We start from the raw sequence: 23981 nt of genomic DNA on the forward strand, positions 1-23981 counted from the left end.
CTCATGCCCCTTTGAAGGCTTGTAGAACCCGGCGTGTCGCCTCGACCACCGGTTCATGTGTTTCTTTCAAGATTTGAACCCGGTCGAACCTGTCCGGGTCGGCATTCACGGCAGTACGCAAGGCATTACCAAATGCCATCCGCAATTCGGTCCCGATGTTGAATTTGCAGATTTTCGACCCGCGTGCCAGAGCAGAGCGCTGTGCGACTGGTACCCCTGAACCGCCATGGATCACCAGCGGTACTTCAGTCACGGCTTCGATAGCGCGGATGCGGGCCTCGTCCAAGCCACCTTCTTTATTCTGCTGCAGATGGACGTTGCCGACCGAGATGGCCATCGCGTCCACACCGGTCTCGCGGGCGAATTGCGCGGCCTCATCCGGATCGGTTCCGTCCGAGCCCTCGCCGCCGGAATAGCCAACAAAGCCGATTTCTCCTTCGCAGGAAATACCGGCAGAATGGGCCATTTCGGCAATCGCTGCAGTCTCGGCAATGTTCTGCGCCAATGGTTTGCGCGAACCGTCGAACATGACCGAGGTGAAGCCACTGTCGATGGCGATGCGGCAGTCTTCATGGGTGTAGCCGTGATCCAGATGGGCCACCACAGGTACGCTTGCCCCCTCGGCCAAATGGCGGAACATCTTGCCCAGAACCGGCAGCGGCGTGTGTTCGCGGCAGGATGGACCGGCTTGTAGGATGATAGGCACGCCTTCGGCTTCGGCAGCGGCCACATAGGCGCGCATATCCTCCCAGCCCAAAGTCACCAGCCCGGCCACGGCATAGCCGCCACGCAGCGCGGGTTGCAGCAAGTCCGATAATGTCACAAGGCTCATTTGAACTTGGCCACCATGTCCATGATTCCGGGGATGGTGTGCAGCTGGGCTGCATGGGTCGGTTGGAAGTACTGTTTTAGCGAGCGCTGGCTGAGGCCGCCGAGGATGGTGAAATAGTACATCTCGTACCCCGGCAGAACCGCGCAAGGGTGATAGCCTTTGTCGATCATGATCGTTGAACCATCCATGATGTGATAGGCATCACCCGGCTTGTTGTCCTCACGCTGGAGCATCTGGATGCCCGAGCCATAGTCGGGCCGGAAGCGGAAATTGTAGGTCTCGTCATGGCGGGTTTCGATCATCTCGCCATCGTCACCTTTGCGGTCGGTGTCGTGTTTGTGGCTAGGAAAGCCAGACCAACCGCCTTGACCCACGGTGAAAAGTTCAGACACCAGCAGGCGACCCACCTTGTCGTGGTGGTTTGCGCCAAGAATGTGTTTGATCTTGCGGTGCGTTTTGGTGTCGTCAGAACCGTATTGAACCAGATCCAGCTCGGGCACGCGGACATCAAAAGGCTCAAGCACGCGGTCGAACTTCGCGCCCGCGATGAAGGTCTCGGTCTCGTCCGTCACGCAGGTGACACGAACTTTGGCGCCGACGGGTACATAGACACCTTCGGGGTCGCCATCCCAGACGTCGATGGTGCGGTTGCCGAGGTTGGTATAAATCGCGCCGTCCACATCCACATCCACAGTGCCGGTGGCAGGCACAATGCAAGTCTCATAGCCTGGCACGGCGTATTCGAACACTTCGCCCTTTTTTAGCTTGACGATGTTGAAATAGTTCAGCGGCACCAGATCATTGTCGGCATCGACAATAGGTTTGTTCTGGTTGTCATGGGGCGCGATATGCATCTGCGTCTCCTTTCAGGTATCCGTGGGGCCCGGGTGTCGGGCCAGAAATTCGTCCAGTTCGGGCGTTGTCGGCATGGCCCCGGCACAACCGGGTTTCGACACGACAATGGACGCGCAGGCCGAGCCGCGCAGCACAGCATTGCGCAGGTCATGCCCCGCCGCGATTGAGGCCAGCAGACCGGCCAAGAAGCTATCGCCTGCGCCATTGGGTTTCACCGCGGTGACCGGGTAGATTCCAGTGCGGATCTCTTGCCCGTCGGTCAGGGTGATGGCTCCTTCATGGCCCATCTTGTAGACCACCATCTTGCCGTTGGCGGCCAGTTCGCGGGCTTTGTCCAAGCCCTTTTCAATGCCGCCCGCCATAAAGCCGAATTCTTCGTCGTTGCCGACGATTAGATCACTTTCGTTCCCAGCGCGGGTCAGAACATCTGAGGCCACCTGCGCCGAGGGCCAACTATAGGGACGATAATCAATGTCGAAGATTACTGGTAAACCAGCGGCGCGCGCGTTTTCAAACGCGCGATACGTAGCCGAGCGAGAAGGCTCTGCCGCAAACACTGTGCCTGCCGTGATCAAGGCAGAAAACGAGGTATAATCCACCGCATCCATATCAGCTTCGGTCACCTGAAAATCGGCGGCGCCGTTGCGGTAGATGACATTCTGAAAGTCTTCGATGCAGCTTTCGTAGACAGCCAAGGACGTACGCGCCTCGCCGCCCACAGCACGGACATATCGCGTTTCAACGCCATAATCCTGCAGCCGGTTCACACAGAACCGGCCGACTGCATCATCTGATACAGATGTAACCAACGCGGCCTGAGCGCCAAGCTTGACCAGCCCCGCGCAGATATTGGCGCTTGAGCCGCCCAGATCGGCATGGAACGTATCCGCATCAACGCTTTTGGTGCCGGTGGGACCAGCAAACAAATCCATACCCGCGCGTCCAAACACGGCAAAGCGGTTGCCTTTTATGCCTTTGATTAGTGTCACTTGCGCCCCTCGGTATTGCCTGCCCGCGCAGCATCAAGCACCTCGGGGTAGGGATAGTTCAGACCCAGCAATTGCCGCATGTCGGGGCTTGCTTGATTGAGGAAATCTTGCGGTAGCGCAGCAGGCATATCTTCCATCGGTTTGACCCATTTGGGCAGGTACTGGATCAGGATCGCACTGCGGTCGTGATCTGCGTTGTTTGGCATCGCGCAATGCCATGTCACGCCATAGAACAGAGCGACATCACCGGGCTCACCGGTCATCTGCTCGCATTTGTCGAAGAACTTGTCTTCAGGTGTGGGATACCGCAGCTCTTTCTGCGATCCGGGCACATAGCCGGTCGCGCCGCTTTCCTTAGTGAACGGGTCCAGCAAAACCGAGACCTGCGCGTTCATCGGAAATGACCCATTGAGACCCACGGGATGCGTTTCGGGGCTGTGAAAGTCCCAATAGGGATAATCCACATGCGGCTCTTGCCCCGGACCGCCGGGCAGGATGCGGTTGGCGGCGATTGAGCCCATGATGAACTCAGTCCCCAGAAACTTGCGGAGGATCTTCATCAGAACCGGATGCGCCGCCATGCGAGAAAACACATCACCCTTCGCCAACAGGTTCCAAACCCGTCGCTGCAGGTTCAGTTTGCCATCCTCTTCCGCAGCACCTTGAAAGTGGGTCACTTTCTCTGCAGCTGCATCGGAATGCTCCATGACGATCGCGCGGGCTTCGGCGATTTCCTCGGGTGTGAACAGGCCTGAGATGGCTACGGCTCCGCCGCCATTCAGCAGCTCATCGACAATGACGTCAGGATCGGCTGTCTCTGCTGTAAACCGTTTCATCAGATACCCTTACGCTGCTTTTCACGAGTGGTTTCCCATTCAACATGGGCATTGCGCACGTTTTCATCGGCCGAGGTATGAGGGGTTCCAACCTCCCACCAGGCATGGCCTTCGGTTGTCCAACCTTCATAGGCGTCCACATCCATCACGATCACATAGGTCTTGTCGCTGGCTTTGGCGCGTTTGAATGCCTCGGCCAGCTCCGCTGGGTTCGCCACCTTCTCGGACGTCGCTCCCATCGCGGTGGCATGGGCCGTGAAATCAACCCCGAAGGGTTCCGGGATGGTCGGGCAATCTTCCAGCAGGTTGTTGAAGCTTTCGTTGCCTGTGTTGTTCTGAAGCTTGTTGATGACTGCAAAGCCGCCATTGTCCAGCACCAGAACAATCATCTTTTTACGGCTCAGGACCGAGGAATAGATGTCTGAATTCAACATCATGTACGAGCCGTCACCGCAGAAGGTGATGGTGTCTTTCTCAGGCTCGCGCTCGGATTGGGCAATGCGCGCACCCCAGGCGCCTGCGATCTCATAGCCCATGCAGGAAAAGCCGAACTCGACATCGACGGTACCGATATCCAGAGTGCGCCAGTTGGCTGTAACCTCGGCGGGCAATCCCCCAGCAGCGGCGACCACGCGGTCGCGCGTGTCGCACAGTTCGTTCACAACGCCGATGGCCTGGGCGTAGGAATTCGGACGGTTTCCGTAAGAGACATTCTCGGTCACATAGGCATCCCACTTGTGCCGCTCTTCCTGAGCCAACGAGACCCATTCAGCAGGAGCGGTATAGTAAACTGCCTGTGTTAGAGACTTCAAAGATAGCTTGGCATCACCAACAACCGGCAAAGACATGTGCTTGCCCGCATCATGCCGCGCTGCGTTGATCGAGATGAACTGAGCGTCCTTGGCAAAGGCGGTCCACGATCCGGTTGTGAAATCCTGTAGCCGCGTGCCGACTGCGACGATCACATCGGCCTTTTCTGCAATCGCATTGGCACTGTCTGAACCCGTCACGCCAATCGGGCCGATATTCAGCGGATGGGTTGCCAGCATGTTGGCGCGGCCTGCGATGGTTTCGACGACCGGGATCTGGTGCTTCTCGGCAAACTCAGTCAGTTCGGTGACAGCTTTGGAATACTGAACGCCGCCACCTGCGATGATCATCGGGCGTTTCGCGCCTGCCAGCGCGGCAACCGCATCAGCGATCTCATCCGCATCGGGCGATTGGCGACGAATGCGGTGGACTTTCTTTTCAAAGAACTTCACCGGGTAGTCGTAGGTCCAACCCTGCACGTCTTGCGGCAACCCGAGGAAAGCAGGCCCGCAATCGCCCGGGTCCAGCATCGTCGCAATGGCGGCGGGCAGAGATTGAATGACCTGTGCCGGATGCGTGATACGATCCCAATAGCGGCTGACCGGCTTGAAGGCGTCGTTCACGCCGAAGGTCGGGTCATAGTAGTTCTCCATCTGCTGCAGAACCGGGTCAGGCAAGCGGGTGATGAAAGTATCCCCGCACAGCATCAGCATCGGCAAGCGATTGGCATGGGCAAGCCCGGCGGCGGTCAGCAGATTCGCAGTACCGGGCCCCGCGCTGGCGGTGCAGAACATGAATCGTTGACGCAGCCATTGTTTGGCATAGCCTGCGGCCGCGAATCCCATGCTCTGTTCATTCTGCCCACGATAGAGTGGCAACTCATCCCGCACGGTATTCAGGGCCTCTCCCAGGCAGGTCACGTTGCCATGGCCGAAAATCCCGAAACCCCCGCCACATAAACGATATTCCTGTCCGTCGATCTCGATAAATTGGTTCGACAGCCAGCGAATGATCGCCTGCGCCGTTGTCAGGTAAACAGTGTCATGTTGCGCGGACATGTCTGCGGGCTCCTTTAGGAAAATTGAGGTGCAATGCCGAATGCAGCTTGCGAGAGTCCTATTCTCACGATACAAGTTTTGCAACCGGTTGCAAATGGTTTTCAAGAAAAAGCGGAGGAGGGCGTCGGAATGGCAGATATCGGCATTGGCATTCTGGGCGGCGGGTATATGGGTAAGGCCCATGCGGTCGCCATGTCTTCAGTCGGGGCAGTGTTCAACACCGCTTTGCGCCCGCGACTTGAGATGGTGTGCGCATCCTCTCAAGAAAGTGCTGAGCGTTATCGTCAGTCTTATGGATTCGCGCGTTCGACAGATAGCTGGCGCGAGCTTGTGAGTGATCCAAAGGTCGAGGCGGTCGTGATCGCTACCCCTCAGGAAACGCATCGTGAGATTGCTCTGGCAGCCTTTGCGCTGGGTAAGCCGGTTTTATGCGAGAAACCCCTGGGTGCATCGATGGAAGATGGCGATGCCATGGTGGCTGCGGCTGAGGCCTCAGGTCTGACCAACATGGTCGGGTTCAACTATATACGCACACCCGCCAGCCAACATGCCCGTCAGTTGATCGCCAATGGTGAGATCGGTGACGTCACATGGTTTCGCGGCGAGCATACCGAAGATTTTTATGCCGACCCGCAGGCACCGGCGACCTGGCGCACATCTGGAATGTCCAACGGGACGATGGGCGATCTAGCGCCACACATGATAAACGCGGCGCTAGCCCTAATTGGGCCAATCGAGCGCGTGATGGCCGAGATTGAAACGGTTCATAAAACCCGCCCGGGTGGTGAAGTGGATAACGACGATCACGCCCAGATGATGGTTCGCTTCGCTAACGGAGCGATGGGATCGATGTATTTCAGCCGCATCGCGACCGGACGCAAGATGGGATACGCCTACGAGATCAGCGGCACCAAGGGTGCGATCCGGTTTGATCAGGAGGATCAGAACGCATTGTGGCTCTACCGCATGGAAGGCCCCGAGTCCGAACGCGGCTTCCGCAAAATCCTGACCGGCCCCGCCCATCCGGACTATGAGCCGTTCTGTCAGGGCCCTGGCCATGGCACGGGCTATCAGGATCAGATCATCATCGAAGCGCGTGATTTCCTACGCGCGATCGAGACAGGCAAGCCGGTTTGGCCGACCTTCCGTGACGGGCATGAGGTCAACCGGATCGTTGCTGCGGCGCTGGCGTCGTCGGCGGATGAAAACTGGAAAAACATCGAAGATTTCTGAGCATCGGAGACAAGACAAGATGAGCATCAGAATTGGTAATGCGCCCTGTTCCTGGGGCGTGGAATTCGCGCAGGACCCGCGCAATCCGCATTGGAAAACCGTTCTCAGCGACTGTGCCGAGGCTGGGTACAAGGGTATCGAACTGGGCCCAGTGGGCTTTATGCCTGAAGACCCAACAGTTCTGGCCGATGCGCTTGCCGAGCATGATCTGGAATTGATCGGGGGCGTGGTGTTCCGCAACTATCATGACCCTAACGCGTGGGAGGATGTGCTGGATGCCACTCATCGTACCGCCCGCGCGTTGAAGGCGCATGGGGCGCAGCATCTGGTGTTGATCGATGCGATCTCACCCCGTCGCGCACCAACCGCCGGCCGTGCAGATGAGGCCGAACAGATGGATAAGGCCGAGTGGACGGCATATCGCGACCGGATCGCCGAAAGCGCACGCATTGGCGCGGAAGAATACGGGCTGACGGTGGGCATGCACGCCCATGCGGCAGGTTTCATGGACTTTGAGCCGGAACTCATTCGATTGCTGGATGAAGTCGATGAGAACCTTCTGAAAATCTGCTTCGACACCGGGCACCATTCTTATGCCGGGTTTGATCCGGTTGGCTTCATGCAGCGCTACGTTGATCGGATCTCGTATATGCACTTCAAGGATATTTCGCCAACCGTGAAGGCGGATGTCATTGCCAACCGGACGGGCTTTTACGATGCCTGCGGGCAGGGGATTTTCTGCAATCTGGGTGAAGGCGACGTGGACTTCCCATCGGTCCGTCAGGTGCTGCTGGATGCAGGCTTCACCGGGTGGTGCACGGTTGAACAGGACTGCGATCCTACACTCGATCCTGATCCAGTCGGCGACGCGCGGAAGAACCGCGAATACCTCGAATCCATTGGTTTCAATTGAGGAGGCCAAGACGATGACCAAGCTGAAATGGGGCATGATTGGCGGCGGCGAAGGCAGCCAGATCGGACCGGCGCACCGCTTGGGCGCGCTGGCGGACGGGCATTTCGAATTCGCTGCTGGGGCGCTGGATCACCGGCCCGATGTTGGTCGCGAATACGCGCAAAGGTTGGGCATCGCGGCAGACCGTGCCTATGGCGATTGGACTGAGATGTTGGCAGGTGAGCGCGGACGCGAAGACCGGATCGATCTGGTCACCGTGGCCACGCCCAATGCCACGCATTTTGAGATCACCAAGGAATTCCTTGAGGCCGGCTTCAATGTGCTTTGCGAAAAACCCATGACCATGACCGTGGAGGAGGGCGAAGAGATCGTCAAAGTTGCCGAGAAATCCGGCAAGATTTGCGCGGTAAACTATTGCTATTCGGCCTATCCGATGGTGCGTCAGGCCCGTGCGATGGTGCGCGCCGGTGAGATTGGTAAGGTCCGTCTTGTCGTCACCAATTTCAGCCATGGCCATCATGGGGATGCCACTGATGCCGACAATCCGCGCGTCCGCTGGCGCTATGATCCGGCGATGGCGGGCGTGTCCGGGCAGTTCGCCGATTGTGGAATCCATGCAATGCATATGGCTGGTTTTATCGCCGATGATGAGGTTGAGACTCTGTCGGCGGATTTCGCATCCACCATTGGTAGCCGCGAACTGGAAGATGACGCCATGGTCAATTTCAGGACGCAAAAAGGCGCGGTCGGTCGGCTGTGGACATCGTCTGTCGCCATCGGTCGGCAGCACGGGTTCGACATTCAGGTGTTTGGGGAAACAGGCGGCTTGCGCTGGGCGTCCGAGCAGCCAAATCAGTTGATCTATACGCCTGTTGGCGGTCGCATGCAGATCATCGAAAAAGGTGAAGGCGGTTTGCACGAAGAGGCTCAGCGCCTAAGCCGCGTGGCGATTGCGCATCCTGAAGGGTTCCCGTTGGCTGTTGCGAATATCTATTGCGATCTGGCGGATGCCATATCCGGAGAAACCCGTGACGGTCTGCCGAATGCTGCAGACGGCGTTCGGTCGATGGCAGCGGTGCATACTGCAGTCGAGTCGGCAAAACAGGGCAGCGTGTGGATGGATGCGCGCCCACCGATGTTCCGATAAATTTAAGGGACGGGGCGCAACGTGCCCCGTTCCACCACCGAGCAGGGAAAGATGCGCGCTTCAGGGTATCGGTCAGGCTCGTTCAGGGTCGCCACCATCAACTCGATCGAGGAACTGACGATCTGGCGGATTGGCTGATGGATCGTGGTGAGGTCGATATTCTCCCACCGCGCCATTTCCATGTCGTTCAGGCCAATGATGCCAATATCCTCGGGCACGTTTAGGCCACTATCCAGAATCGCGGACAACACTCCGATGGACAATACGTCATCACCGCAGAAATAGGCATCAGCCCGTTCAGATTTCAAAAGGCTCAGCATTTCCTGACGACCTGCGTCAAATGAGTAGGCCTCGGCAAATGAACAGGTCACAGTGATCTGAGGGTGCAGCGCCATTTCCGACATGAAGCCCGCATGGCGATCTTGTGTAGAAGTTGCGGCTTCGGGTCCGCCAAGGAAAGCCACCTTTCCATATCCGCGTGCAACAAGTTCGCGCGCCGCCATGCGCCCGCATTCCACGTTGTCGATGCCCACAACATGAACCTGGGGTGACGAAGAGGACCTGCCGAAACTGTGAACCACTGGTACACCTGCATCGCGAAACGCTTTGGCAAAACCAGGTGGCAACGTCGAGGATGCCACCACGACGCCATCAACCGAATACTGCCGCAGCATACGAACCGAGTTTGCCGGATCTACCTCATCGGTTAGGTTCACCAGCAACGGGCGCAGGCCGCGGTCCTGTAGACCGCGGGTAAAAAGGTCGAAGACTTCAAGAAAAATAGGGTTATGAAAGTTGTTCGAGACCAGCCCGATCAGTTTTGTACGTCCTGTTGTCAGCGAGGATGCCAGGGCGTTTGGGCTGTATCCCAGCTCACGCGCGGCCTTCTCAACCTTGCGGCGCATTTTGTCGGAAACCGAGGCTCCATCGGTGAAAGTGCGCGACACAGCGGACCGGGAAACCCCCGCGCGTTCTGCAACCTCTTTCAATGTGACAGCCATATTCCGCCTGACCTTTCTAAGTTTTTAGCAGCCCTTTTACCCGTATTCTCTGGCAGATACAGTATGAAACACTTCCAATATGTTTTGCAACCGGTTGCAAAAAGATATCAGATATGTTCTAAATCGAGTCGGAGAGGTTCGGAGAAAAAACCTCATTCCGGGAAAACGATATGTTTTGGGAGGACATTATGACTTCACTGACGAAGAAGCTGGCACTGGCCGCTGTCGTCGCAGCGACGCCTTTGATCGCAGCCACGAGCGCTGCGGCTGAGGGTGAGAAATACATTCTGGTTAGCCACGCCCCTGACAGCGACAGCTGGTGGAATACCATCAAGAATGGTATCGCGCTTGCGGGCGACCAGATGGGTGTCGAGGTTGAATATCGCAACCCGCCTACCGGCGACCTTGCCGATATGGCGCGGATCATCGATCAGGCCGCGGCCTCGGGACCGAATGGGATCATTACCACGCTGGCGGACTATGACGTGTTGAGTGGTCCAATCAAATCGGCCGTGGATTCGGGTGTAGACGTGATCATCATGAATACCGGCACCCCGGATCAAGCGCGTGAAGTTGGCGCTCTGATGTATGTTGGTCAGCCCGAATATGACGCCGGATTCGCCGCAGGCCAGCGGGCCAAAGGCGACGGAATCGGCTCGTTCCTGTGCGTGAACCACTATATCGTGCAACCCTCCAGCCAGGAACGCTGCCAGGGTTTTGCAGACGGTCTGGGGATCGAACTGGGCGATCAGATGATTGACGCCGGTCAGGACCCTGCCGAAATTAAGAACCGTGTGCTGGCCTATCTGTCGGCGAATCCGGATACGGATGCCGTGCTGACGCTTGGCCCGACCTCGGCTGATCCGACTATCCTGGCCCTGGAAGAAAACGGCATGGCTGGTGACATCTATTTCGGCACCTTCGATTTGGGTGGTGAAATCGTCAAAGGCATCAAGTCCGGCGTGATCCAGTGGGGTATCGACCAGCAACCCTTCCTGCAGGCATATCTGCCGGTTGTTGTTATGGCAAACTACCACCGCTACGGTGTTCTGCCAGGCAACAACATCAACTCGGGCCCCGGTTTCGTAACTGCAGACGGTCTGAGCAAAATCGAAGAATTCGCTGGCGAGTACCGCTAATTCTTTAAACGCGGGCACCCTGAGCATGGGGTGCCCGTTTTGACTTTCAGACGCAAAATCACTGCATAACTCGGAGGGGCGTTCTTATGAGCGAGTCTGCTCAAAATACGGCTGTAACCGACGAACGGATCAAAGAGATTTCTCCGCTGCGCAAGGCGCTGATCCGGCCGGAACTTGGCGGAATGGTTGGCACGGTCGCTGTGTTCACCTTTTTCCTGCTCTTTGCTTTCGACAGCGGGATGTTTAACGCACAGGGCATGATGAACTGGTCGGTTGTATCAGCGCAGTTCATGATCATTGCCGTGGGTGCTTGTCTTCTGATGATCGCCGGTGAGTTTGACCTGTCAGTCGGTTCGATGATCGGCTTTTCAGGGATGATGATCGCAATCTTTTCGGTCACACTGGCCTGGCCGGTCTGGATGGCCATCATCGTTACCTTCGCCATGGCACTGGCAATTGGGGCGCTGAATGGTTGGATCGTGATCCGTACTGGGCTTCCCAGCTTCATTGTCACCCTGGCCTTCTTGTTTATCCTGCGTGGTTTCACAATCTTTCTGCCGCAGGTGATCGAACGCAAAACCATCATTGGTGGTGTAAAGGATGCGGCCGAGGGTGATTGGCTGGCGCCAATCTTTGGCGGCAAAATCCTGCAAGGTTTCTTTCAGTGGATGGGGGACGCCGGGATCATCGCCGTGTTCGAACGCGGCACGCGTCAAGGTCAGCCCGTCGTGGATGGGGTTCCGATGCTGATTGTCTGGGCGATCGTGTTGATCATCTTTGGCCATGTGTTGCTGACCAAGACCAAATTCGGAAACTGGATTTTCGCGTCGGGTGGTGATGCTGAGGCGGCCCGTAACTCGGGTGTTCCCGTGAACCGGGTCAAAATTCTGATGTTCATGTTTACCGCCTTCTGCGCCACGATCTTCGCCGTCTGTCAGGTGATGGAGTTTGGATCCGCAGGTGCCGATCGGGGTCTGCTGAAAGAGTTCGAAGCGATCATTGCCGTTGTCATCGGTGGCGCGCTTCTGACCGGAGGCTACGGCTCGGTTCTGGGTGCTGCGCTTGGCGCGTTGATCTTTGGGGTCGTGCAGCAGGGCTTGTTCTTTGCCGGGGTCGAAAGCTCACTGTTCCGGGTGTTCCTGGGTGTGATCCTTCTGGGGGCCGTGATCCTTAACACCTATATTCGCCGCATCATCACAGGGGAGCGTTGATATGAATCCCGAACATGCACCCATCATCCAGATGAAGAACATCGAAAAGCACTTCGGCAGCGTGATCGCACTGGCAGGTGTCTCGGTGGATGTGTTCCCCGGTGAATGTCATTGTCTTCTTGGCGATAACGGCGCGGGTAAGTCGACCTTCATCAAGACTATGTCCGGGGTACACCAGCCCACGCATGGCGAGATTCTGTTTGAAGGCCACCCCATGCATTTCGCGGACCCGCGCGATGCGATCGAAGCCGGGATCGCGACAGTCCACCAGCATCTGGCGATGATCCCTCTGATGTCGGTTTCTCGTAACTTCTTCATGGGCAACGAGCCGGTCAAGAAGGTCGGTCCTATCCAGCTTTTCGATCATGACTATGCCAACAAGGTTACGATGGAAGAAATGAAGAAGATGGGCATCAACCTGCGTGGACCCGATCAAGCGGTTGGCACGTTATCGGGTGGTGAACGCCAAACTGTTGCCATTGCGCGTGCTGTGCATTTCGGGGCTAAGGTGTTGATCTTGGACGAACCGACTTCGGCCCTTGGTGTGCGCCAAACGGCCAACGTGCTGGCGACGATCGACAAAGTGCGCAAGCAGGGCATTGCCGTTGTCTTCATCACCCATAACGTTCGTCATGCATTGGCAGTGGGTGACCGATTCACGGTTCTAAACCGTGGCCAGACGCTAGGTACGGCGCAGCGTGGCCAGATCACCCCTGAAGAGCTGCAGGACCTGATGGCCGGTGGTCAGGAAATGGTCGAGCTGGAAGGCAGCTTGGGCGGAACGGTTTGAGCTTATTACACCCCGCTGGCTGTACTGGCGGGGTGGCTACTTTTTCTCAAAGAACAAAATGACCTCACCCAACCTCACGCCATATCGTGAGACGTAGGCTCGGTTCAGTAGCCGGTCATCGGACAAGAGCCACATCCAGTCATCGAAATTAACCCGCATAGTGCCATCTTTAACCGGCAGATCGATTTTGTATTTCCAGTTAAACGTATCGCCTCGCTCAACCCCGCTGGCAGTGCCCAGCACACCGGGCGCGGTGCCGGTCCAAGTGTCTTCGCCGGTTTTGGTCAGAGTCCAAATCCGTTGCTCGGTGGCGCCATCGTCGTAGACGAAATCCTCAACAAGCGTCAGGGTCTCACCGTCCCACTTGCCGTCGATATCGACCGTGAAGCGACGAGGGACGTTGCCCAGCAAATCCTGAAACTGGCCGTAGGCGACGGTCTTACCTTCAAAGAATTCCTCAAGGTTCAACTGGCGGTCTGACAGGAACGTGTTAGGGACGCGGGGTTTACCCGCGCAGGCGGCAAGCGTCGCCAGCCCCGCGAGGGCGACGATCGCAACAAGAGTGCGGCGGGTGATCATTGCAAAATCCGCAGATCAGAGTCTGAATCATGCACATTTGCGCCACGCAGATGGGTCGACTTGACCTCGGGGGCCGGGCGCATCGTGGCGACCAACTCTGCAACCTTGATCCCGAATTTGCGCATCTCGGAACGGTTCATGATCACCCCATTTTCAGTCAGGTACATCCAGTCCGTCACATCCAGTGTGTGCCCGCCCGCATCTTCGGGCAGGATGATGCGATAGGTCAGTTTTACGGTCGCGCCCGAGATCACACCTTTGCCCTCGCCCACAATATCATCGGCCGTGGCGGTGAAGGTGTTTCCGGTGCCTAGCGTCAGATACCATTTGCGGGTCATATGTTTGCCATTGGAATAAGTGAAATACTCGGACAACGTGCCGGTGTTGCCCTCCCATTCGCCGACCATTCGCGCGACAAAGCTGTTCGACATCTTGCCGTTCGGGCCATAGATCAGCCCTTCCGATAGGATCTCTCCATTCAGGTTCTTCTTCAGCGAAAACTCAGGCCCGGTCCCGCTGTAGTCGGACGGTGATTGCGACCGGAAGCTGAGGAAACGGTTCTTCACAGCGAACACCGCAAATATGGCGAGAAGACAGAACATGAGCGTTTTCATTTGGCAGAGACCTCTGTCGGGAGCGTCAGGACCAAGCTAAACGCTCCGAGTTTAAGAATGCAGGGCAGGACAGCATAGGCGAGGGTGAGTGTGTTCAAAGCCTCAGCCGAATTTGCCTGTCCGGGTGTAAAGCCGCTGCGTTCAAGCAGCGGCAGAGTGAAAAAGGCAGCCAGCGCGAGCCCAAGCTTGCCTGCGAAGGACCAGATGCCGAATGCAGCAGAGGCGTTCAACCCGGCCCGGGTTAAAACGACCGAGAACATGGCGGGCAGAACTACCATATCCGCGCCCAAAGCGGCCCCGGATGCCAGGCAGATGATCGCGAAACCGGCCAGATTGCCGGGGGCCAGAAGCGCGGCCCCGACAAAACCGAGAATGGCCAGCGGCATGGCAATCATCAGAGTCTGTTTCGGGCCAATTCGGTTGCTGAGCTTTGCCCAGAACGGCACGCTGAGTCCCGCGCTGAGGAAAAACAAGATCAATAAAGGCCCCGCTTTGCCTGGCAGTTGCAGTCGGTCTTCGACAAAGAACAGGAACAGGGTTGAGGTGATCGCAACGGGTAGGCTGTTCACCAACGCCAGAGCGAGTAGACGTAAAGCCCCCGCCTGCCCAAGGCCCGCGAAGGACAGCCCGTGCCCAGTGATTGGAGTGCGTCGCCACATTGGCAATGTCACGGCCAATGTCACGACCGCCAGAATTCCCAGGAACACACCAAAGGCCGGATATCCTTGTGCGCCAGCACCAACGGCTACGAACAGGGCGGGTGCAGCGGCGGCGATTATCACGCCGGTCAGTTGCCCACCCTCTCGGAACGCAGCCAGAGTCATTAACTCTTTCGGGTTGGCCTGTTTTGCAAGCGTTGCGCTGCGTCCGTAGAGCAGGATGGTTCCGAGGCTGTAGGCTGAAAACAAAAGGATCAAAATCGACACTAATACAGGGATACTGGCCCCTTCCGGCAGTCCGAAAAGTAATGGAAACCCGACCGCCAGACCCAGCGCAGCGACCGTGGCGAACAGGATTTGCCCGCCCGGCCAGCGATCAATCGCCCAGCCGATCAGCGGGTCCTGCACCAGATCAACTAGCCGGATGACCAGCAGAACGGCCCCGATCACACTTAGCCCGATATCAAGATTTACGGCCGCAAACCGCGGAAGATGGATGTAAAGCGGGATACCCGCCGCAGCCAGCATCAACGCATAGAGGCTGACCCGCGGATACAGCATCAGTTGCCTCGCAATGTCCGGGTGAATGATGCCGACCGGGTGTTGTCGCCCAAAAAGATCGACATGAAGCTGCGTTTGATGCCCGGATAGGACATGGTGCAAACTTTGCGCCCGTTCAGCCAGAACCCAACCTTGTTTGGCCCTTGCGAGATTGCAAGGTAGCGATCGCCTTTGCTGACGGCGTCGAAACAGACATCAAGTTGGCTGCGCACGGGGGCGGCACGTCCGATCCGCTTCATCTCGTCCAATGTGGAGTTCACCAGAGCCTTTTTGGACAGGTTTCGGCGATAGCGCAGTTCAAGCCCGAAATCCTGGCTCCAGTTCAGAGGCGTGCCGCCTGGGGTGAACAGCTGCGCATCGTATATCGGGAATCCCAAATAGCGGAACGTCGCTGATCCGCGTAACTCAGCATCGTTTAGGGCACCAAAAACGGGTGACGCTGCCAGTCCTCCGGGGGCTAGCAGCACCAGCGACACCAACGTCGCAGTTAGATTAGGCCGAGGCAGGAACGGCGATTTCTTTTTCAGAGATATCATTGTCAGCTCCGATTATCTGCGGGGTGCCAGTTATGCGCTCAACCACGTGCATGGCACTGGCGATCCCGTCTTCGTGAAAGCCATGCCGGTTATAGGCACCGGCAAACCAGGTTCGGTTATGTCCCTGCATCTGACGAATCTGCCCTTGAGCGCGCAAGGCGGCTTTGTCGAATACCGGGTGGGCGAATTCGACCTCGTCATAGATTTTGTCCGCAGGAATGTCTGATGCAGCGTTCAGTGTCACGAACAGCGGATCACTGTCGGGGATGTTCTGTAGCCGGTTCATCCAATATGTGACCCCAACATTGCCTTTTTGCGACCGGTAGGTCCAACTGGACCAGCAGGCACGCCGCCGTGGCATCTGGCGGGGATCACAGTGAAGAATGGCTTTGTTCGGCTGATACTTGATCGCACCGAGAGCATGTTTTTCCGCCTTTGTCGCCGCATCACCTAAAATGGCGAGGGACTGGTCTGAATGGGTGGCCATAATGATCTCATCAAACAAATCAGTCTCGCCACCTGCATGTACGGTGACGCCCAGATCATGCCGTTCAATCCCTTGTACGGGTGAAGCTAGACGAATATCGCTGCCTCGCTTGCGCAAAGCTGCCTCGATCCGACGGACATATTCGATGCTGCCGCCTTTCACGGTGTACCACTGATGCTGATTGGCGCGGCCGGAAGCCAGCAGCGCATGGTTACGGAAAAACTGGACCAGAGAGCGGGCGGGGAATTGATCGACAAACTCAACCGGTGTTGACCAGATCGCGCCGCACATTGGCATCAGGTAATTGTGCCGAAACCAGTGGCCGAGGCGCAGCTGATCCACCAGCTCTCCGATAGTGGTGTCATCGTCCTGGGCGGCCTCGGGGGCCTCTTTTCCAAAGCGCAGGATGTCGGCGATCATCTTGTAATAGGCCGGACGCGCAAGATTTCGTTTCTGCGCCGTCAGTGTGCGCAGGTTGTTCAGCCCGTATTCGATGCGGCCATTGTCGATGGTGGCGCCAAAGCTCATTTCGCTTTTTGTGACGGGCACGTTCAATTCATCGAACAATCGCGTCAGATAGGGGTAGGTGACGTAGTTAAAGACGATAAAACCGGTATCGACCGGCTGATCACCATTCTTACCGGCCATTACCGTACGGGCATGGCCACCAAGTCGAGGTTCAGCCTCGAACACGGTGACATCGTGATTTTCAGAAAGGTAATAAGCTGCGGAGAGACCTGAAATGCCTGCACCAATAACTGCGATTTTCTTGCGTACGCACCGGGTTTCGTCGAACATTCCATCCTCGTTATTCGGCTTTTACAAAAGGATACGCAGGGAATGGCGCACTGGATCAATCGGAGTAGAAGTTTTTTTCCATCGCACTACGTGATGATGACTGCCCTATGCTCAGAGCACTACGCGTGATCCAAAGTAGTCATCGCGCCGTATTGAACTCAGCAGTGCGAAAAAGGCCCTTAAATGAGCAGATTTGACGGAAAGACCTATTGGATCATCGGCGCCAGCGAAGGGCTGGGCAAAGCGCTGGCCGAGGCGCTTAGCCGTCAAGGGGCGCGTCTTATCTTGTCGGCGCGCAATGCATCACGACTGGCCGAGATTTGTGAGAAGTTGCCCAATACACGTGCTGTCCCATTTGATGTGACCGATCTTGATGCTGTCTGCCGTGCTGTGGTTGAGGTCGGCGCATTTGATGGGCTTGTCTACAATGCGGGCACCTATGATCCGATCAATACGGCCGATTGGAACACCGAAGCTGCCTTGGCGATCAGTGACGTTAATTATTTCGGCGCATTGCGTGTTCTGGGCGAAACGGTACCTGACTTAATTCAGAAGGGAAATGGAGACATCACCCTGATCGGATCGCTAGCCGGGTATCATGGGCTTCCCAATGCGATCTCTTACGGCTCCAGCAAAGCTGCCCTGATCTCGCTGGCCGAGACGATGCGCCATGATTTGGCAGGTACAGGCGTCACTGTCCGGATCGTCAATCCGGGATTCATCAAAACCCGTCTAACCAACAAGAACAGTTTTAACATGCCCATGATAATGACGCCCGAAGATGCTGCTGATCGGGTGGTCCGGGCGATGTCCCACCGCCGATTCCGTACCGATTTTCCGGCCCCATTTTCTTGGATTATCCGCCTGATCGACTACTTGCCTGACATTCTGGTCTATCGGGGCAAGTGATTTCATCCGCAGGTAAGTCTTTGAATGGTGCCTGAGCCATTCACATAGACGTTTAGCCGATCGATGCGATAATCCTGAGTGGCGATATCATCCGGGCCTAGAACGCGTGACCGTTCGGGAAGTTGCGCCTGTATGGTTGAGACCGGCTGGCCGATTGCATCAGCAAAAGGTTCACCCTTACAGAAGGCCAAATCGACAGCCACATCTTCCGCTGCAAGCGTTTCATTTTGCGGAACAGAGCCTTCGGTACATGCGGCTAATAGGATCAGGATCGGAAAAAAACGGTACATTGGCGCAGGACTTTCTGGTGGTGTCGTTTCTGAAATATCAAAGATTTAGCCAACCTGTCACGAAAGTGCAGTTGAAAAAACCCTGCAATTGACGCAGGGTCGGGCAAAATAGACAGGGAGATATGCACCATGCGAACCCGTGCAGCCGTTGCCGTTCAGGCAGGCAAACCTTTGGAAGTGATGGACGTGAACCTTGAAGGCCCCAAAGCGGGTGAGGTTCTGGTCGAGATCAAGGCGACAGGCATCTGTCACACCGATGAATTCACCCTGTCTGGGGCGGATCCTGAGGGCCTGTTTCCCGCCATTCTGGGCCACGAAGGTGCCGGTGTGGTGGTCGAGGTTGGTCCGGGCGTGACCAGCCTAAAGCCGGGTGACCACGTCATTCCGCTTTACACTCCTGAATGTCGTGAGTGTGAATACTGCCTGCACCCAAAGACCAATCTGTGCCAGGCAATCCGTGAGACGCAGGGCCAAGGTCTCATGCCCGATGGCACTTCGCGTTTTTCGACGCTGGATGGTGATCCGATCCTGCACTACATGGGTTGCTCGACCTTCTCGAACCACACGGTTCTTCCGGAAATCGCGCTGGCCAAAGTGCGCGAGGACGCGCCTTTCGACAAGATTTGCTATATCGGTTGCGGTGTGACCACCGGTATCGGCGCGGTGATCAACACAGCCAAGGTAGAAATCGGCAGCCGTGCCATCGTGTTCGGTTTGGGCGGTATCGGCCTGAACGTCATTCAGGGCCTTCGCCTAGCCGGAGCCGATCAGATCGTCGGTGTCGACCTCAACCCGGCCAAGGTGGAAATGGCCACCAAGTTCGGCATGACTGATTTCGTCAATCCGTCCGAAGTTGAAGGCGATCTGGTGCCTTATCTGGTTAACCTAACCAAGGGCGGCGCGGACTATACCTTTGACGCCACCGGTAATGTAGGCGTGATGCGCGCTGCACTTGAGTCGGCCCACAAAGGCTGGGGTGAATCGATCATCATCGGCGTGGCGCCTGCAGGTGCCGAAATTTCGACCCGTCCGTTCCAACTGGTCACCGGTCGCTCTTGGCGTGGTACCGCATTTGGCGGCGCGCGTGGCCGGACCGACGTTCCGAAGATCGTCGATTGGTACATGGACGGAAAAATCGAGATTGATCCAATGATCACACACACCATGGGTCTGGACGATATTAATCATGGTTTTGACCTGATGCATAAGGGCGAGAGTATCCGATCAGTCGTAGTTTATTGATTAAGAATAGATAATTGCTGAGGGTGGGCTTTTGCCCGCCCTTTTTTTGTGCCTACATTCCTCTTTATGAATTAAATTTTGAGTTGAGGGATTAAGGTGGCAACTAGAACGACGGACCGTCTGGCGGTTCTGATTGATGCGGACAACGTACCCGCAAAACATTCTGCAGAGATATTTGAAGAAATCGCCACATTGGGTGAGGCCGGGTTAAGGCGAGTTTACGGTGACTTTTCTAATGGTTCGTCTCAAGGATGGGACGGTAAAACCTTGGCGGAATATGCCATCGTTCCCCATCAGCAATTTGCCAATACGTCCAAAAAGAACTCCAGTGATATCGCGCTGGTCATTGATGCTATGGATATTCTGCACTCTGGACGGTTCGGCGGGTTTGTTTTGGTATCTTCGGACAGTGATTTCACGCGCCTTGCCAGTCGTATTCGTGAGCAAGGGTTGGATGTGTATGGAATTGGAGAACTCAAAACCCCACAGGCGTTTGTCGCAGCGTGCAACCGGTTTATTTACATCGAAAACATTGAAGCAAGCGCACCCCATGAAGAAAGAGACGATGCGCTGAAATCGAAGCGCGAATTGAACCATGCGTTTCAGTTGATCAGAAACGTCATGCGTAATTTTGATGAGCCAGAAGGTTGGCTAAAATTGGGACTGGTGGGCAGCCAGCTCAACAAAATCTATACTGATTTTGATCCCAGGACCTATGGATTCTCGAAGCTAAGTGAATTGGTTCGTGCCACTGGTAAGTTTGATGAGAAAGGCACAAACGGTGACTTCAAGATCAGATTAAAGGCCGGAAGATGATCTGCCTTTGGGCATTAGGTGATTGATCTCAAATTGGTTTACTCCCCAGGTCGTGTCGCGCCAGTATCCGACCGAGGCGATCTGACCCGCAACACCGGCGTATTGGCCGAAGTCGTGTTCGTCCGGCTTTCACGCCAAACCACAAAAACGCCAGAAGCGATGATGATGCTTGCGCCGACCGCGACCCAGATATCCGGGTGTTCGCCAAAGAATATTACGCCGAAAATCGTAGCCCAGATGATTTGGCTGTACTGACTGGGGGCAACGGCCCCTGCCGGAGCGGCTCGGTAGGCGAGGATGATCAGGTGCTGTGCAATCACCGAGAGCACGCCGACTAATGCCATCATCGCCAGATGCAGCAGTGAGGGTGGTTGATACACTGCTGGTTGGGCGATGCTCATGACCACAATGGCGAGCAGCATCGGGTAGAGGATCAGAACAGCCGACCGCTCTTCATTGCCGATCTTGCGGACCAGAACCGAGGCGAACGCGCTGCAGAAGGCTGCGGACAGGGCTGCCAGATGGCCCAATGTAATATCGGTTGCGCCTGGGCGCAGGACGATCAGGACACCGATCAGGCCGACACCGACTGCAGCCCATCTCTGAGCGCGGACCACTTCGCCAAGAATTGGGATCGAGAGGACGGTAACGATCAGAGGGAAGGAAAACAGCAGCGAATAGACCTCGGCCAACGGCAGGACCGAAAAGGCGTAGAACGCGCAGGACATCGCAGTGACCATCAAGGCGGATCGCAGCAGCACCAGCCACGGGTGGTGCGGCACGAAGTTGCCAGTCGTTCTGTCAGCCAGAATAGTCACTGCCATCGGAACAAACGAAAACAAAGTGGCAAAGAAAATAATCTGCAATACCGAATAGGTACCGCCCAACACTTTGATGAACACATCATGGGTGGCAAAGACGGCAAAGCCCAAGAACGCAAAGGCTAGCCCACGAAGGGTGGAGTTCTGAGCGCTCATATCAGAGGCCTCAATCACGGAAGAATTCGTTTGGAGTGTTTGTTGGTTGCTTAGACTCAATTTGCCGCGACGGGTAGCCCTAATTTTACCGCTAACATCTCTTGGCAAGCCGCATTGCAAATTTTGCAATGCGCAGGAAACGGGTCGAACCAGCGGTAAGCGATGGTCATGATCTCTCAAAATCAAGGAGATACATCATGTACAGGATTTCAGCGTTACCGACCGAACAAGTTCAGGCCTACCGTTCCGGCGGGCCTGATGGTTATGGAAACCAGCCAGAGCGCGCAATTTCTGACGGTGGGGGAAATCCTTGCCGTCATTGCTTAAAATACATACCAGAGGGCAAAGACATGCTGGTACTAGCGTACAGGCCCTTTGCGGAAACTCAGCCCTATGCGGAAACCGGCCCGATCTTCCTATGTGCCGAACCTTGCGCGCGCCACGAGGATGAAGATGGGGTTCCCGAAACGCTGACCGACTCGCCGAACTACTTGATCAAAGGCTATGGATCGGATGATCGGATTATCTATGGAACCGGCATCATTGCGCCTCAAGCGCAGTTTCAGGAAGCGGTTGCGAACATATTTGACCGTGCCGACGTTGCATACATCCATGTCCGATCAGCGCTGAACAACTGCTATCACGCGCGGATTGATCGTGCCTAAAGCTTGACGCGATGCATCCCGCGACGTGGTTGGTTCGGGTCGTCGACTGGCAGGTCGTCGGCCCGGCTCGAAGTGAGAGCTAGGAACACATCCTCAAGATCGGCCTCTTCGGTTCGCACATCCTGAATGCGGATACCGGCCTGACGTACTGCCTCCAGTACCTGCTCAGCCGTGGTCAGATTGCTGTGATACTGTAGCACAAGATCGCCATTCTCACGTTGTGCCGCGGTCACGTTTTCTGCCATTGGAAGAGCCTGAATAGGGCGATCCGGCACAATCACCATGGTCCTGCTGTCCATGCGGCCCAACAGATTTGCGGTGCTGTCCTGCGCGATCTTTTCGCCGTGATTGATGATGGCGATCTCATCACACATCTCCTGCGCTTCTTCCAGGTAATGCGTGGTCAGGATGATGGTCATACCCTGTTCGTTCAGCTTACGCACATTGGCCCACAGCATCTGTCGCAGTTCGATATCCACACCAGCGGTTGGTTCGTCCAGCACCAGAATCTTGGGATGATGCACCAGTGCCTTGGCCAACAGCAGACGCCGCCGCATTCCGCCGGACAACGTACGTGCATATGCCTCGGCCTTTTCGGCAAGGCCAACGAGGTCAAGAATCTCATCGCTCCGCCGGTCCGATTTTGGAATGCCATACAACCCGGCCTGCACCTCCAACGCGCCGCGTGGTGTAAAGAACGGATCAAGGTTCAGTTCCTGCGGCATCACGCCGATGGCGGCGCGCGATTGGCGCGGGTTTCGATCCTGATCGAAGCCCCAGATCGAGACGCTGCCAGATGTTTTGACAACCAGCCCCGCCAGAATGTTGATCAGGGTTGATTTGCCGGCACCATTGGGGCCAAGCAGGCCGAAAACGGACCCATGCGGTACCGTCAGATCGATCCCTTTCAGGGCCTGTTTCTCGGGCTGACCTTTGCTGCCACGATAGGTCTTGCGCAGTGATTTGATTGTGATTGCCGCATCGGACATGTGGCCCTTGCCCCCGGATTGCTCATCGCTCATAAACGCACCTAATACATGCCCGCGAGGCCGACAACCAAAGAAGGATCGCAAGCCGTGACCATCGAAGCGCCGGAAACCAAAATCGTGGAAACCACCCGCGTCGCCTGTGACGGTGGCGAGGGCGCACTGGGCCATCCGCGTGTCTGGCTGCAGATCCCCGAGGATACCGGTTGGGTCGAATGCCCTTATTGCGATTGCAAATACGTGCTGCGCGGCGCGGTTTCCGAACAGGAAGCTTAAGGGCGGTCAGAACGGCAGGCGGTCTCAACTGGCGAGGATAGATGATGCTGTTCACAGCCAAAACGATTGACCTTTCCGAGAGCCAGCCAATTGCCAACGGGACCGTTCGCAGTGTCTTCGATTTTCCCGGACAACCCGACCTTCTGATCAAGGTTTTCACCCGATCTCAAGACCGCGTTTCGCACAGGCTTGGCAAGCGACTGGTGTGGAGACTTTTCCCCGAGGCGCAATATCGCAGCACCCTGAAAGAACTGGAATGCGAGCTTCGCGTGTCGCTGAAACTCGGGGCGGATATTGAGCTTTCGCCGCTTTCCAGAATGTTGGGCGTTGTGCAAACCAGCCGCGGTGCCGGGGTGGTCGTCGAGCGTATATCGGGCCTTGATGGCGGGCTTGCACCTAAGCTTTATGAAGTCTGCCGAAGCGGTTTGGATGGTGGGGCAATAGACGCGCTGAATGTCTTTGTCGGGCGGATGTTTGACCTGCATATTGTGGCGCGCGACGTCAAAAGCTCGAATATCGTATATGGAACACGGGGCGCCGGCCCGGCCTGTTTCCTGATCGACGGATATGGGGAGCGGAACCTCATCCCGCTGCGCAGCTTGTCCCGACATTTGAATGATCGCTCGCTGAACAAACAGTTTGCGATGATTGCGCAAAAAGCGGGTTTGACGTGGAATGCGGATAAACGGAATTTTTCGAATAGCTAAGGTCAGACGTCTGGCAAATTAGGTCGGAACGAATTGGCCAAGCGGCCTCGTCTTTCGTTCAGCCC

At 56.3% G+C, this 23981-nt stretch carries 26 protein-coding genes; 12 read left to right on the plus strand and 14 right to left on the minus strand.

Going from position 1 to position 23981, the window contains the following annotated elements:
* Position 1 precedes the first annotated feature (1 nt).
* Genes ACR0IU_RS09035 through iolD form a run of 5 tightly spaced genes read right to left on the minus strand, consistent with a single transcriptional unit; the run spans position 2 to position 5380 of the window.
* On the minus strand, positions 2-832 hold the full coding sequence (locus tag ACR0IU_RS09035) for a class II fructose-bisphosphate aldolase (protein ID WP_480716013.1): 831 nt from the start codon (positions 830-832) through the stop codon (positions 2-4).
* Positions 829-1686 carry a 5-deoxy-glucuronate isomerase gene (locus ACR0IU_RS09040; protein WP_170542102.1) on the minus strand — a complete coding sequence of 286 codons (858 nt, stop codon included), beginning with the start codon at positions 1684-1686 and terminating at the stop codon, positions 829-831. The genes ACR0IU_RS09035 and ACR0IU_RS09040 overlap by 4 nt, the downstream gene beginning before the upstream one ends.
* A gap of 12 nt (positions 1687-1698) precedes the next feature.
* Positions 1699-2676, minus strand: coding sequence for a 5-dehydro-2-deoxygluconokinase (iolC, locus tag ACR0IU_RS09045; protein ID WP_480716014.1), 978 nt, complete (start codon positions 2674-2676; stop codon positions 1699-1701).
* Positions 2673-3512, minus strand: coding sequence for a phytanoyl-CoA dioxygenase family protein (locus ACR0IU_RS09050; RefSeq protein ID WP_480716015.1), 840 nt, complete (start codon positions 3510-3512; stop codon positions 2673-2675). Before ACR0IU_RS09050 ends, iolC begins: the two co-directional genes overlap by 4 nt.
* On the minus strand, positions 3512-5380 hold the full coding sequence (gene iolD / locus ACR0IU_RS09055) for a 3D-(3,5/4)-trihydroxycyclohexane-1,2-dione acylhydrolase (decyclizing) (RefSeq protein ID WP_480716016.1): 1869 nt from the start codon (positions 5378-5380) through the stop codon (positions 3512-3514). The genes ACR0IU_RS09050 and iolD overlap by 1 nt, the downstream gene beginning before the upstream one ends.
* A gap of 129 nt (positions 5381-5509) precedes the next feature.
* On the opposite strand from iolD, the gene ACR0IU_RS09060 reads away from it, so the two are divergent.
* Genes ACR0IU_RS09060 through ACR0IU_RS09070 form a run of 3 tightly spaced genes read left to right on the plus strand, consistent with a single transcriptional unit; the run spans position 5510 to position 8673 of the window.
* Entirely contained in the window at positions 5510-6613 is a 1104-nt protein-coding gene (locus tag ACR0IU_RS09060) for a Gfo/Idh/MocA family protein (RefSeq protein WP_480716017.1), read from the plus strand.
* Positions 6614-6632: 19 nt separating this feature from the next.
* Positions 6633-7526 (plus strand): TIM barrel protein, encoded by an 894-nt coding sequence (locus ACR0IU_RS09065; protein ID WP_480716018.1) that lies wholly within the window; start codon positions 6633-6635, stop codon positions 7524-7526.
* A 13-nt stretch (positions 7527-7539) separates the two neighbouring features.
* Positions 7540-8673, plus strand: coding sequence for a Gfo/Idh/MocA family protein (locus tag ACR0IU_RS09070; RefSeq protein WP_480716019.1), 1134 nt, complete (start codon positions 7540-7542; stop codon positions 8671-8673).
* Positions 8674-8675: 2 nt separating this feature from the next.
* Here ACR0IU_RS09070 and ACR0IU_RS09075 read toward each other — a convergent pair whose 3' ends face one another.
* Positions 8676-9674 (minus strand): LacI family DNA-binding transcriptional regulator, encoded by a 999-nt coding sequence (locus tag ACR0IU_RS09075; RefSeq protein WP_010438347.1) that lies wholly within the window; start codon positions 9672-9674, stop codon positions 8676-8678.
* Positions 9675-9862: 188 nt separating this feature from the next.
* Between ACR0IU_RS09075 and ACR0IU_RS09080 the strand changes: the two genes are divergently transcribed.
* The 3 genes from ACR0IU_RS09080 to ACR0IU_RS09090 all read left to right on the plus strand — a co-directional run bounded on the left by ACR0IU_RS09080 (position 9863) and on the right by ACR0IU_RS09090 (position 12814).
* Positions 9863-10813, plus strand: a complete 951-nt coding sequence (locus ACR0IU_RS09080; RefSeq protein ID WP_029621694.1) for a sugar ABC transporter substrate-binding protein — start codon at positions 9863-9865, stop codon at positions 10811-10813.
* Between the two features lie 86 nt (positions 10814-10899).
* Positions 10900-12024 (plus strand): ABC transporter permease, encoded by a 1125-nt coding sequence (locus ACR0IU_RS09085; protein ID WP_010438354.1) that lies wholly within the window; start codon positions 10900-10902, stop codon positions 12022-12024.
* 1 nt (position 12025) lies between these two features.
* Positions 12026-12814: an ATP-binding cassette domain-containing protein gene (locus tag ACR0IU_RS09090; protein WP_010438358.1), complete on the plus strand. Its 789-nt coding sequence runs from the start codon at positions 12026-12028 to the stop codon at positions 12812-12814.
* Between the two features lie 36 nt (positions 12815-12850).
* Here the strand turns inward: ACR0IU_RS09090 and ACR0IU_RS09095 are convergent, their stop codons facing one another.
* From ACR0IU_RS09095 to ACR0IU_RS09115, 5 genes are read right to left on the minus strand one after another with little or no spacing between them, the layout of a single operon-like run.
* Complete coding sequence (locus ACR0IU_RS09095) at positions 12851-13393, minus strand: DUF3833 domain-containing protein (protein WP_170774592.1); 543 nt, start codon at positions 13391-13393, stop codon at positions 12851-12853.
* On the minus strand, positions 13390-14007 hold the full coding sequence (locus ACR0IU_RS09100; protein WP_480716020.1) for a DUF3833 domain-containing protein: 618 nt from the start codon (positions 14005-14007) through the stop codon (positions 13390-13392). The genes ACR0IU_RS09095 and ACR0IU_RS09100 overlap by 4 nt, the downstream gene beginning before the upstream one ends.
* A complete protein-coding gene (locus ACR0IU_RS09105; protein WP_480716021.1) occupies positions 14004-15227 on the minus strand; it encodes an MFS transporter in 1224 nt (407 codons plus the stop codon). Before ACR0IU_RS09105 ends, ACR0IU_RS09100 begins: the two co-directional genes overlap by 4 nt.
* The gene (locus ACR0IU_RS09110) at positions 15227-15763 is read right to left on the minus strand and encodes a hypothetical protein (RefSeq protein WP_480455928.1); all 537 of its coding nucleotides are present in this window, start codon (positions 15761-15763) and stop codon (positions 15227-15229) included. The genes ACR0IU_RS09105 and ACR0IU_RS09110 overlap by 1 nt, the downstream gene beginning before the upstream one ends.
* Positions 15720-17048 carry an NAD(P)/FAD-dependent oxidoreductase gene (locus tag ACR0IU_RS09115; protein ID WP_480716022.1) on the minus strand — a complete coding sequence of 443 codons (1329 nt, stop codon included), beginning with the start codon at positions 17046-17048 and terminating at the stop codon, positions 15720-15722. The genes ACR0IU_RS09110 and ACR0IU_RS09115 overlap by 44 nt, the downstream gene beginning before the upstream one ends.
* A 183-nt stretch (positions 17049-17231) precedes the next feature.
* Between ACR0IU_RS09115 and ACR0IU_RS09120 the strand changes: the two genes are divergently transcribed.
* Positions 17232-17957, plus strand: a complete 726-nt coding sequence (locus ACR0IU_RS09120) for an SDR family NAD(P)-dependent oxidoreductase (protein ID WP_480716023.1) — start codon at positions 17232-17234, stop codon at positions 17955-17957.
* A 2-nt stretch (positions 17958-17959) separates the two neighbouring features.
* Here the strand turns inward: ACR0IU_RS09120 and ACR0IU_RS09125 are convergent, their stop codons facing one another.
* Entirely contained in the window at positions 17960-18247 is a 288-nt protein-coding gene (locus ACR0IU_RS09125) for an I78 family peptidase inhibitor (protein ID WP_170774604.1), read from the minus strand.
* 129 nt (positions 18248-18376) lie between these two features.
* Here ACR0IU_RS09125 and ACR0IU_RS09130 point away from each other — a divergent pair, with 129 nt between their 5' ends.
* Both ACR0IU_RS09130 and ACR0IU_RS09135 read left to right on the plus strand, forming a co-directional pair.
* Positions 18377-19489, plus strand: coding sequence for an S-(hydroxymethyl)glutathione dehydrogenase/class III alcohol dehydrogenase (locus ACR0IU_RS09130; protein ID WP_010438374.1), 1113 nt, complete (start codon positions 18377-18379; stop codon positions 19487-19489).
* Positions 19490-19585: 96 nt separating this feature from the next.
* Positions 19586-20305 carry an NYN domain-containing protein gene (locus tag ACR0IU_RS09135; RefSeq protein WP_480716024.1) on the plus strand — a complete coding sequence of 240 codons (720 nt, stop codon included), beginning with the start codon at positions 19586-19588 and terminating at the stop codon, positions 20303-20305.
* Between the two features lie 38 nt (positions 20306-20343).
* On the opposite strand, the gene ACR0IU_RS09140 is transcribed toward ACR0IU_RS09135, so the two are convergent.
* Entirely contained in the window at positions 20344-21282 is a 939-nt protein-coding gene (locus tag ACR0IU_RS09140; protein ID WP_480716025.1) for a DMT family transporter, read from the minus strand.
* 197 nt (positions 21283-21479) lie between these two features.
* Here ACR0IU_RS09140 and ACR0IU_RS09145 point away from each other — a divergent pair, with 197 nt between their 5' ends.
* A complete protein-coding gene (locus ACR0IU_RS09145) occupies positions 21480-21947 on the plus strand; it encodes a DUF1203 domain-containing protein (RefSeq protein WP_480716026.1) in 468 nt (155 codons plus the stop codon).
* On the opposite strand, the gene ACR0IU_RS09150 is transcribed toward ACR0IU_RS09145, so the two are convergent.
* Positions 21944-22936 (minus strand): ABC transporter ATP-binding protein, encoded by a 993-nt coding sequence (locus ACR0IU_RS09150; RefSeq protein WP_480716129.1) that lies wholly within the window; start codon positions 22934-22936, stop codon positions 21944-21946. The genes ACR0IU_RS09145 and ACR0IU_RS09150 overlap by 4 nt on opposite strands.
* Positions 22937-23023: 87 nt before the next feature.
* Here ACR0IU_RS09150 and ACR0IU_RS09155 point away from each other — a divergent pair, with 87 nt between their 5' ends.
* Positions 23024-23209 (plus strand): zinc-finger domain-containing protein, encoded by a 186-nt coding sequence (locus ACR0IU_RS09155; protein ID WP_480716027.1) that lies wholly within the window; start codon positions 23024-23026, stop codon positions 23207-23209.
* 41 nt (positions 23210-23250) lie between these two features.
* A complete protein-coding gene (locus tag ACR0IU_RS09160) occupies positions 23251-23916 on the plus strand; it encodes a YrbL family protein (RefSeq protein ID WP_480716028.1) in 666 nt (221 codons plus the stop codon).
* Positions 23917-23981: the final 65 nt, after the last annotated feature.

The organism is Ruegeria sp. CL5, assembly GCF_056536485.1.

Excerpts from the sequence above, each read along its gene's own strand:
- ACR0IU_RS09085 (WP_010438354.1), top strand. The coding sequence starts at position 10,900 with ATGAGCGAGTCTGCTCAAAATACGGCTGTAACCGACGAACGGATCAAA.
- ACR0IU_RS09160 (WP_480716028.1), top strand. The coding sequence starts at position 23,251 with ATGATGCTGTTCACAGCCAAAACGATTGACCTTTCCGAGAGCCAGCCA.
- ACR0IU_RS09050 (WP_480716015.1), bottom strand. The coding sequence starts at position 3,512 with ATGAAACGGTTTACAGCAGAGACAGCCGATCCTGACGTCATTGTCGAT.
- ACR0IU_RS09060 (WP_480716017.1), top strand. The coding sequence starts at position 5,510 with ATGGCAGATATCGGCATTGGCATTCTGGGCGGCGGGTATATGGGTAAG.
- ACR0IU_RS09120 (WP_480716023.1), top strand. The coding sequence starts at position 17,232 with ATGAGCAGATTTGACGGAAAGACCTATTGGATCATCGGCGCCAGCGAA.
- ACR0IU_RS09125 (WP_170774604.1), bottom strand. The coding sequence starts at position 18,247 with ATGTACCGTTTTTTTCCGATCCTGATCCTATTAGCCGCATGTACCGAA.
- ACR0IU_RS09095 (WP_170774592.1), bottom strand. The coding sequence starts at position 13,393 with ATGATCACCCGCCGCACTCTTGTTGCGATCGTCGCCCTCGCGGGGCTG.
- ACR0IU_RS09130 (WP_010438374.1), top strand. The coding sequence starts at position 18,377 with ATGCGAACCCGTGCAGCCGTTGCCGTTCAGGCAGGCAAACCTTTGGAA.
- ACR0IU_RS09110 (WP_480455928.1), bottom strand. The coding sequence starts at position 15,763 with ATGATATCTCTGAAAAAGAAATCGCCGTTCCTGCCTCGGCCTAATCTA.
- iolD (WP_480716016.1), bottom strand. The coding sequence starts at position 5,380 with ATGTCCGCGCAACATGACACTGTTTACCTGACAACGGCGCAGGCGATC.
- ACR0IU_RS09105 (WP_480716021.1), bottom strand. The coding sequence starts at position 15,227 with ATGCTGTATCCGCGGGTCAGCCTCTATGCGTTGATGCTGGCTGCGGCG.
- ACR0IU_RS09090 (WP_010438358.1), top strand. The coding sequence starts at position 12,026 with ATGAATCCCGAACATGCACCCATCATCCAGATGAAGAACATCGAAAAG.
- ACR0IU_RS09075 (WP_010438347.1), bottom strand. The coding sequence starts at position 9,674 with ATGGCTGTCACATTGAAAGAGGTTGCAGAACGCGCGGGGGTTTCCCGG.
- ACR0IU_RS09070 (WP_480716019.1), top strand. The coding sequence starts at position 7,540 with ATGACCAAGCTGAAATGGGGCATGATTGGCGGCGGCGAAGGCAGCCAG.
- ACR0IU_RS09115 (WP_480716022.1), bottom strand. The coding sequence starts at position 17,048 with ATGTTCGACGAAACCCGGTGCGTACGCAAGAAAATCGCAGTTATTGGT.
- ACR0IU_RS09100 (WP_480716020.1), bottom strand. The coding sequence starts at position 14,007 with ATGAAAACGCTCATGTTCTGTCTTCTCGCCATATTTGCGGTGTTCGCT.
- ACR0IU_RS09140 (WP_480716025.1), bottom strand. The coding sequence starts at position 21,282 with ATGAGCGCTCAGAACTCCACCCTTCGTGGGCTAGCCTTTGCGTTCTTG.
- ACR0IU_RS09035 (WP_480716013.1), bottom strand. The coding sequence starts at position 832 with ATGAGCCTTGTGACATTATCGGACTTGCTGCAACCCGCGCTGCGTGGC.
- ACR0IU_RS09080 (WP_029621694.1), top strand. The coding sequence starts at position 9,863 with ATGACTTCACTGACGAAGAAGCTGGCACTGGCCGCTGTCGTCGCAGCG.
- ACR0IU_RS09040 (WP_170542102.1), bottom strand. The coding sequence starts at position 1,686 with ATGCATATCGCGCCCCATGACAACCAGAACAAACCTATTGTCGATGCC.
- ACR0IU_RS09145 (WP_480716026.1), top strand. The coding sequence starts at position 21,480 with ATGTACAGGATTTCAGCGTTACCGACCGAACAAGTTCAGGCCTACCGT.
- ACR0IU_RS09150 (WP_480716129.1), bottom strand. The coding sequence starts at position 22,936 with ATGTCCGATGCGGCAATCACAATCAAATCACTGCGCAAGACCTATCGT.
- ACR0IU_RS09065 (WP_480716018.1), top strand. The coding sequence starts at position 6,633 with ATGAGCATCAGAATTGGTAATGCGCCCTGTTCCTGGGGCGTGGAATTC.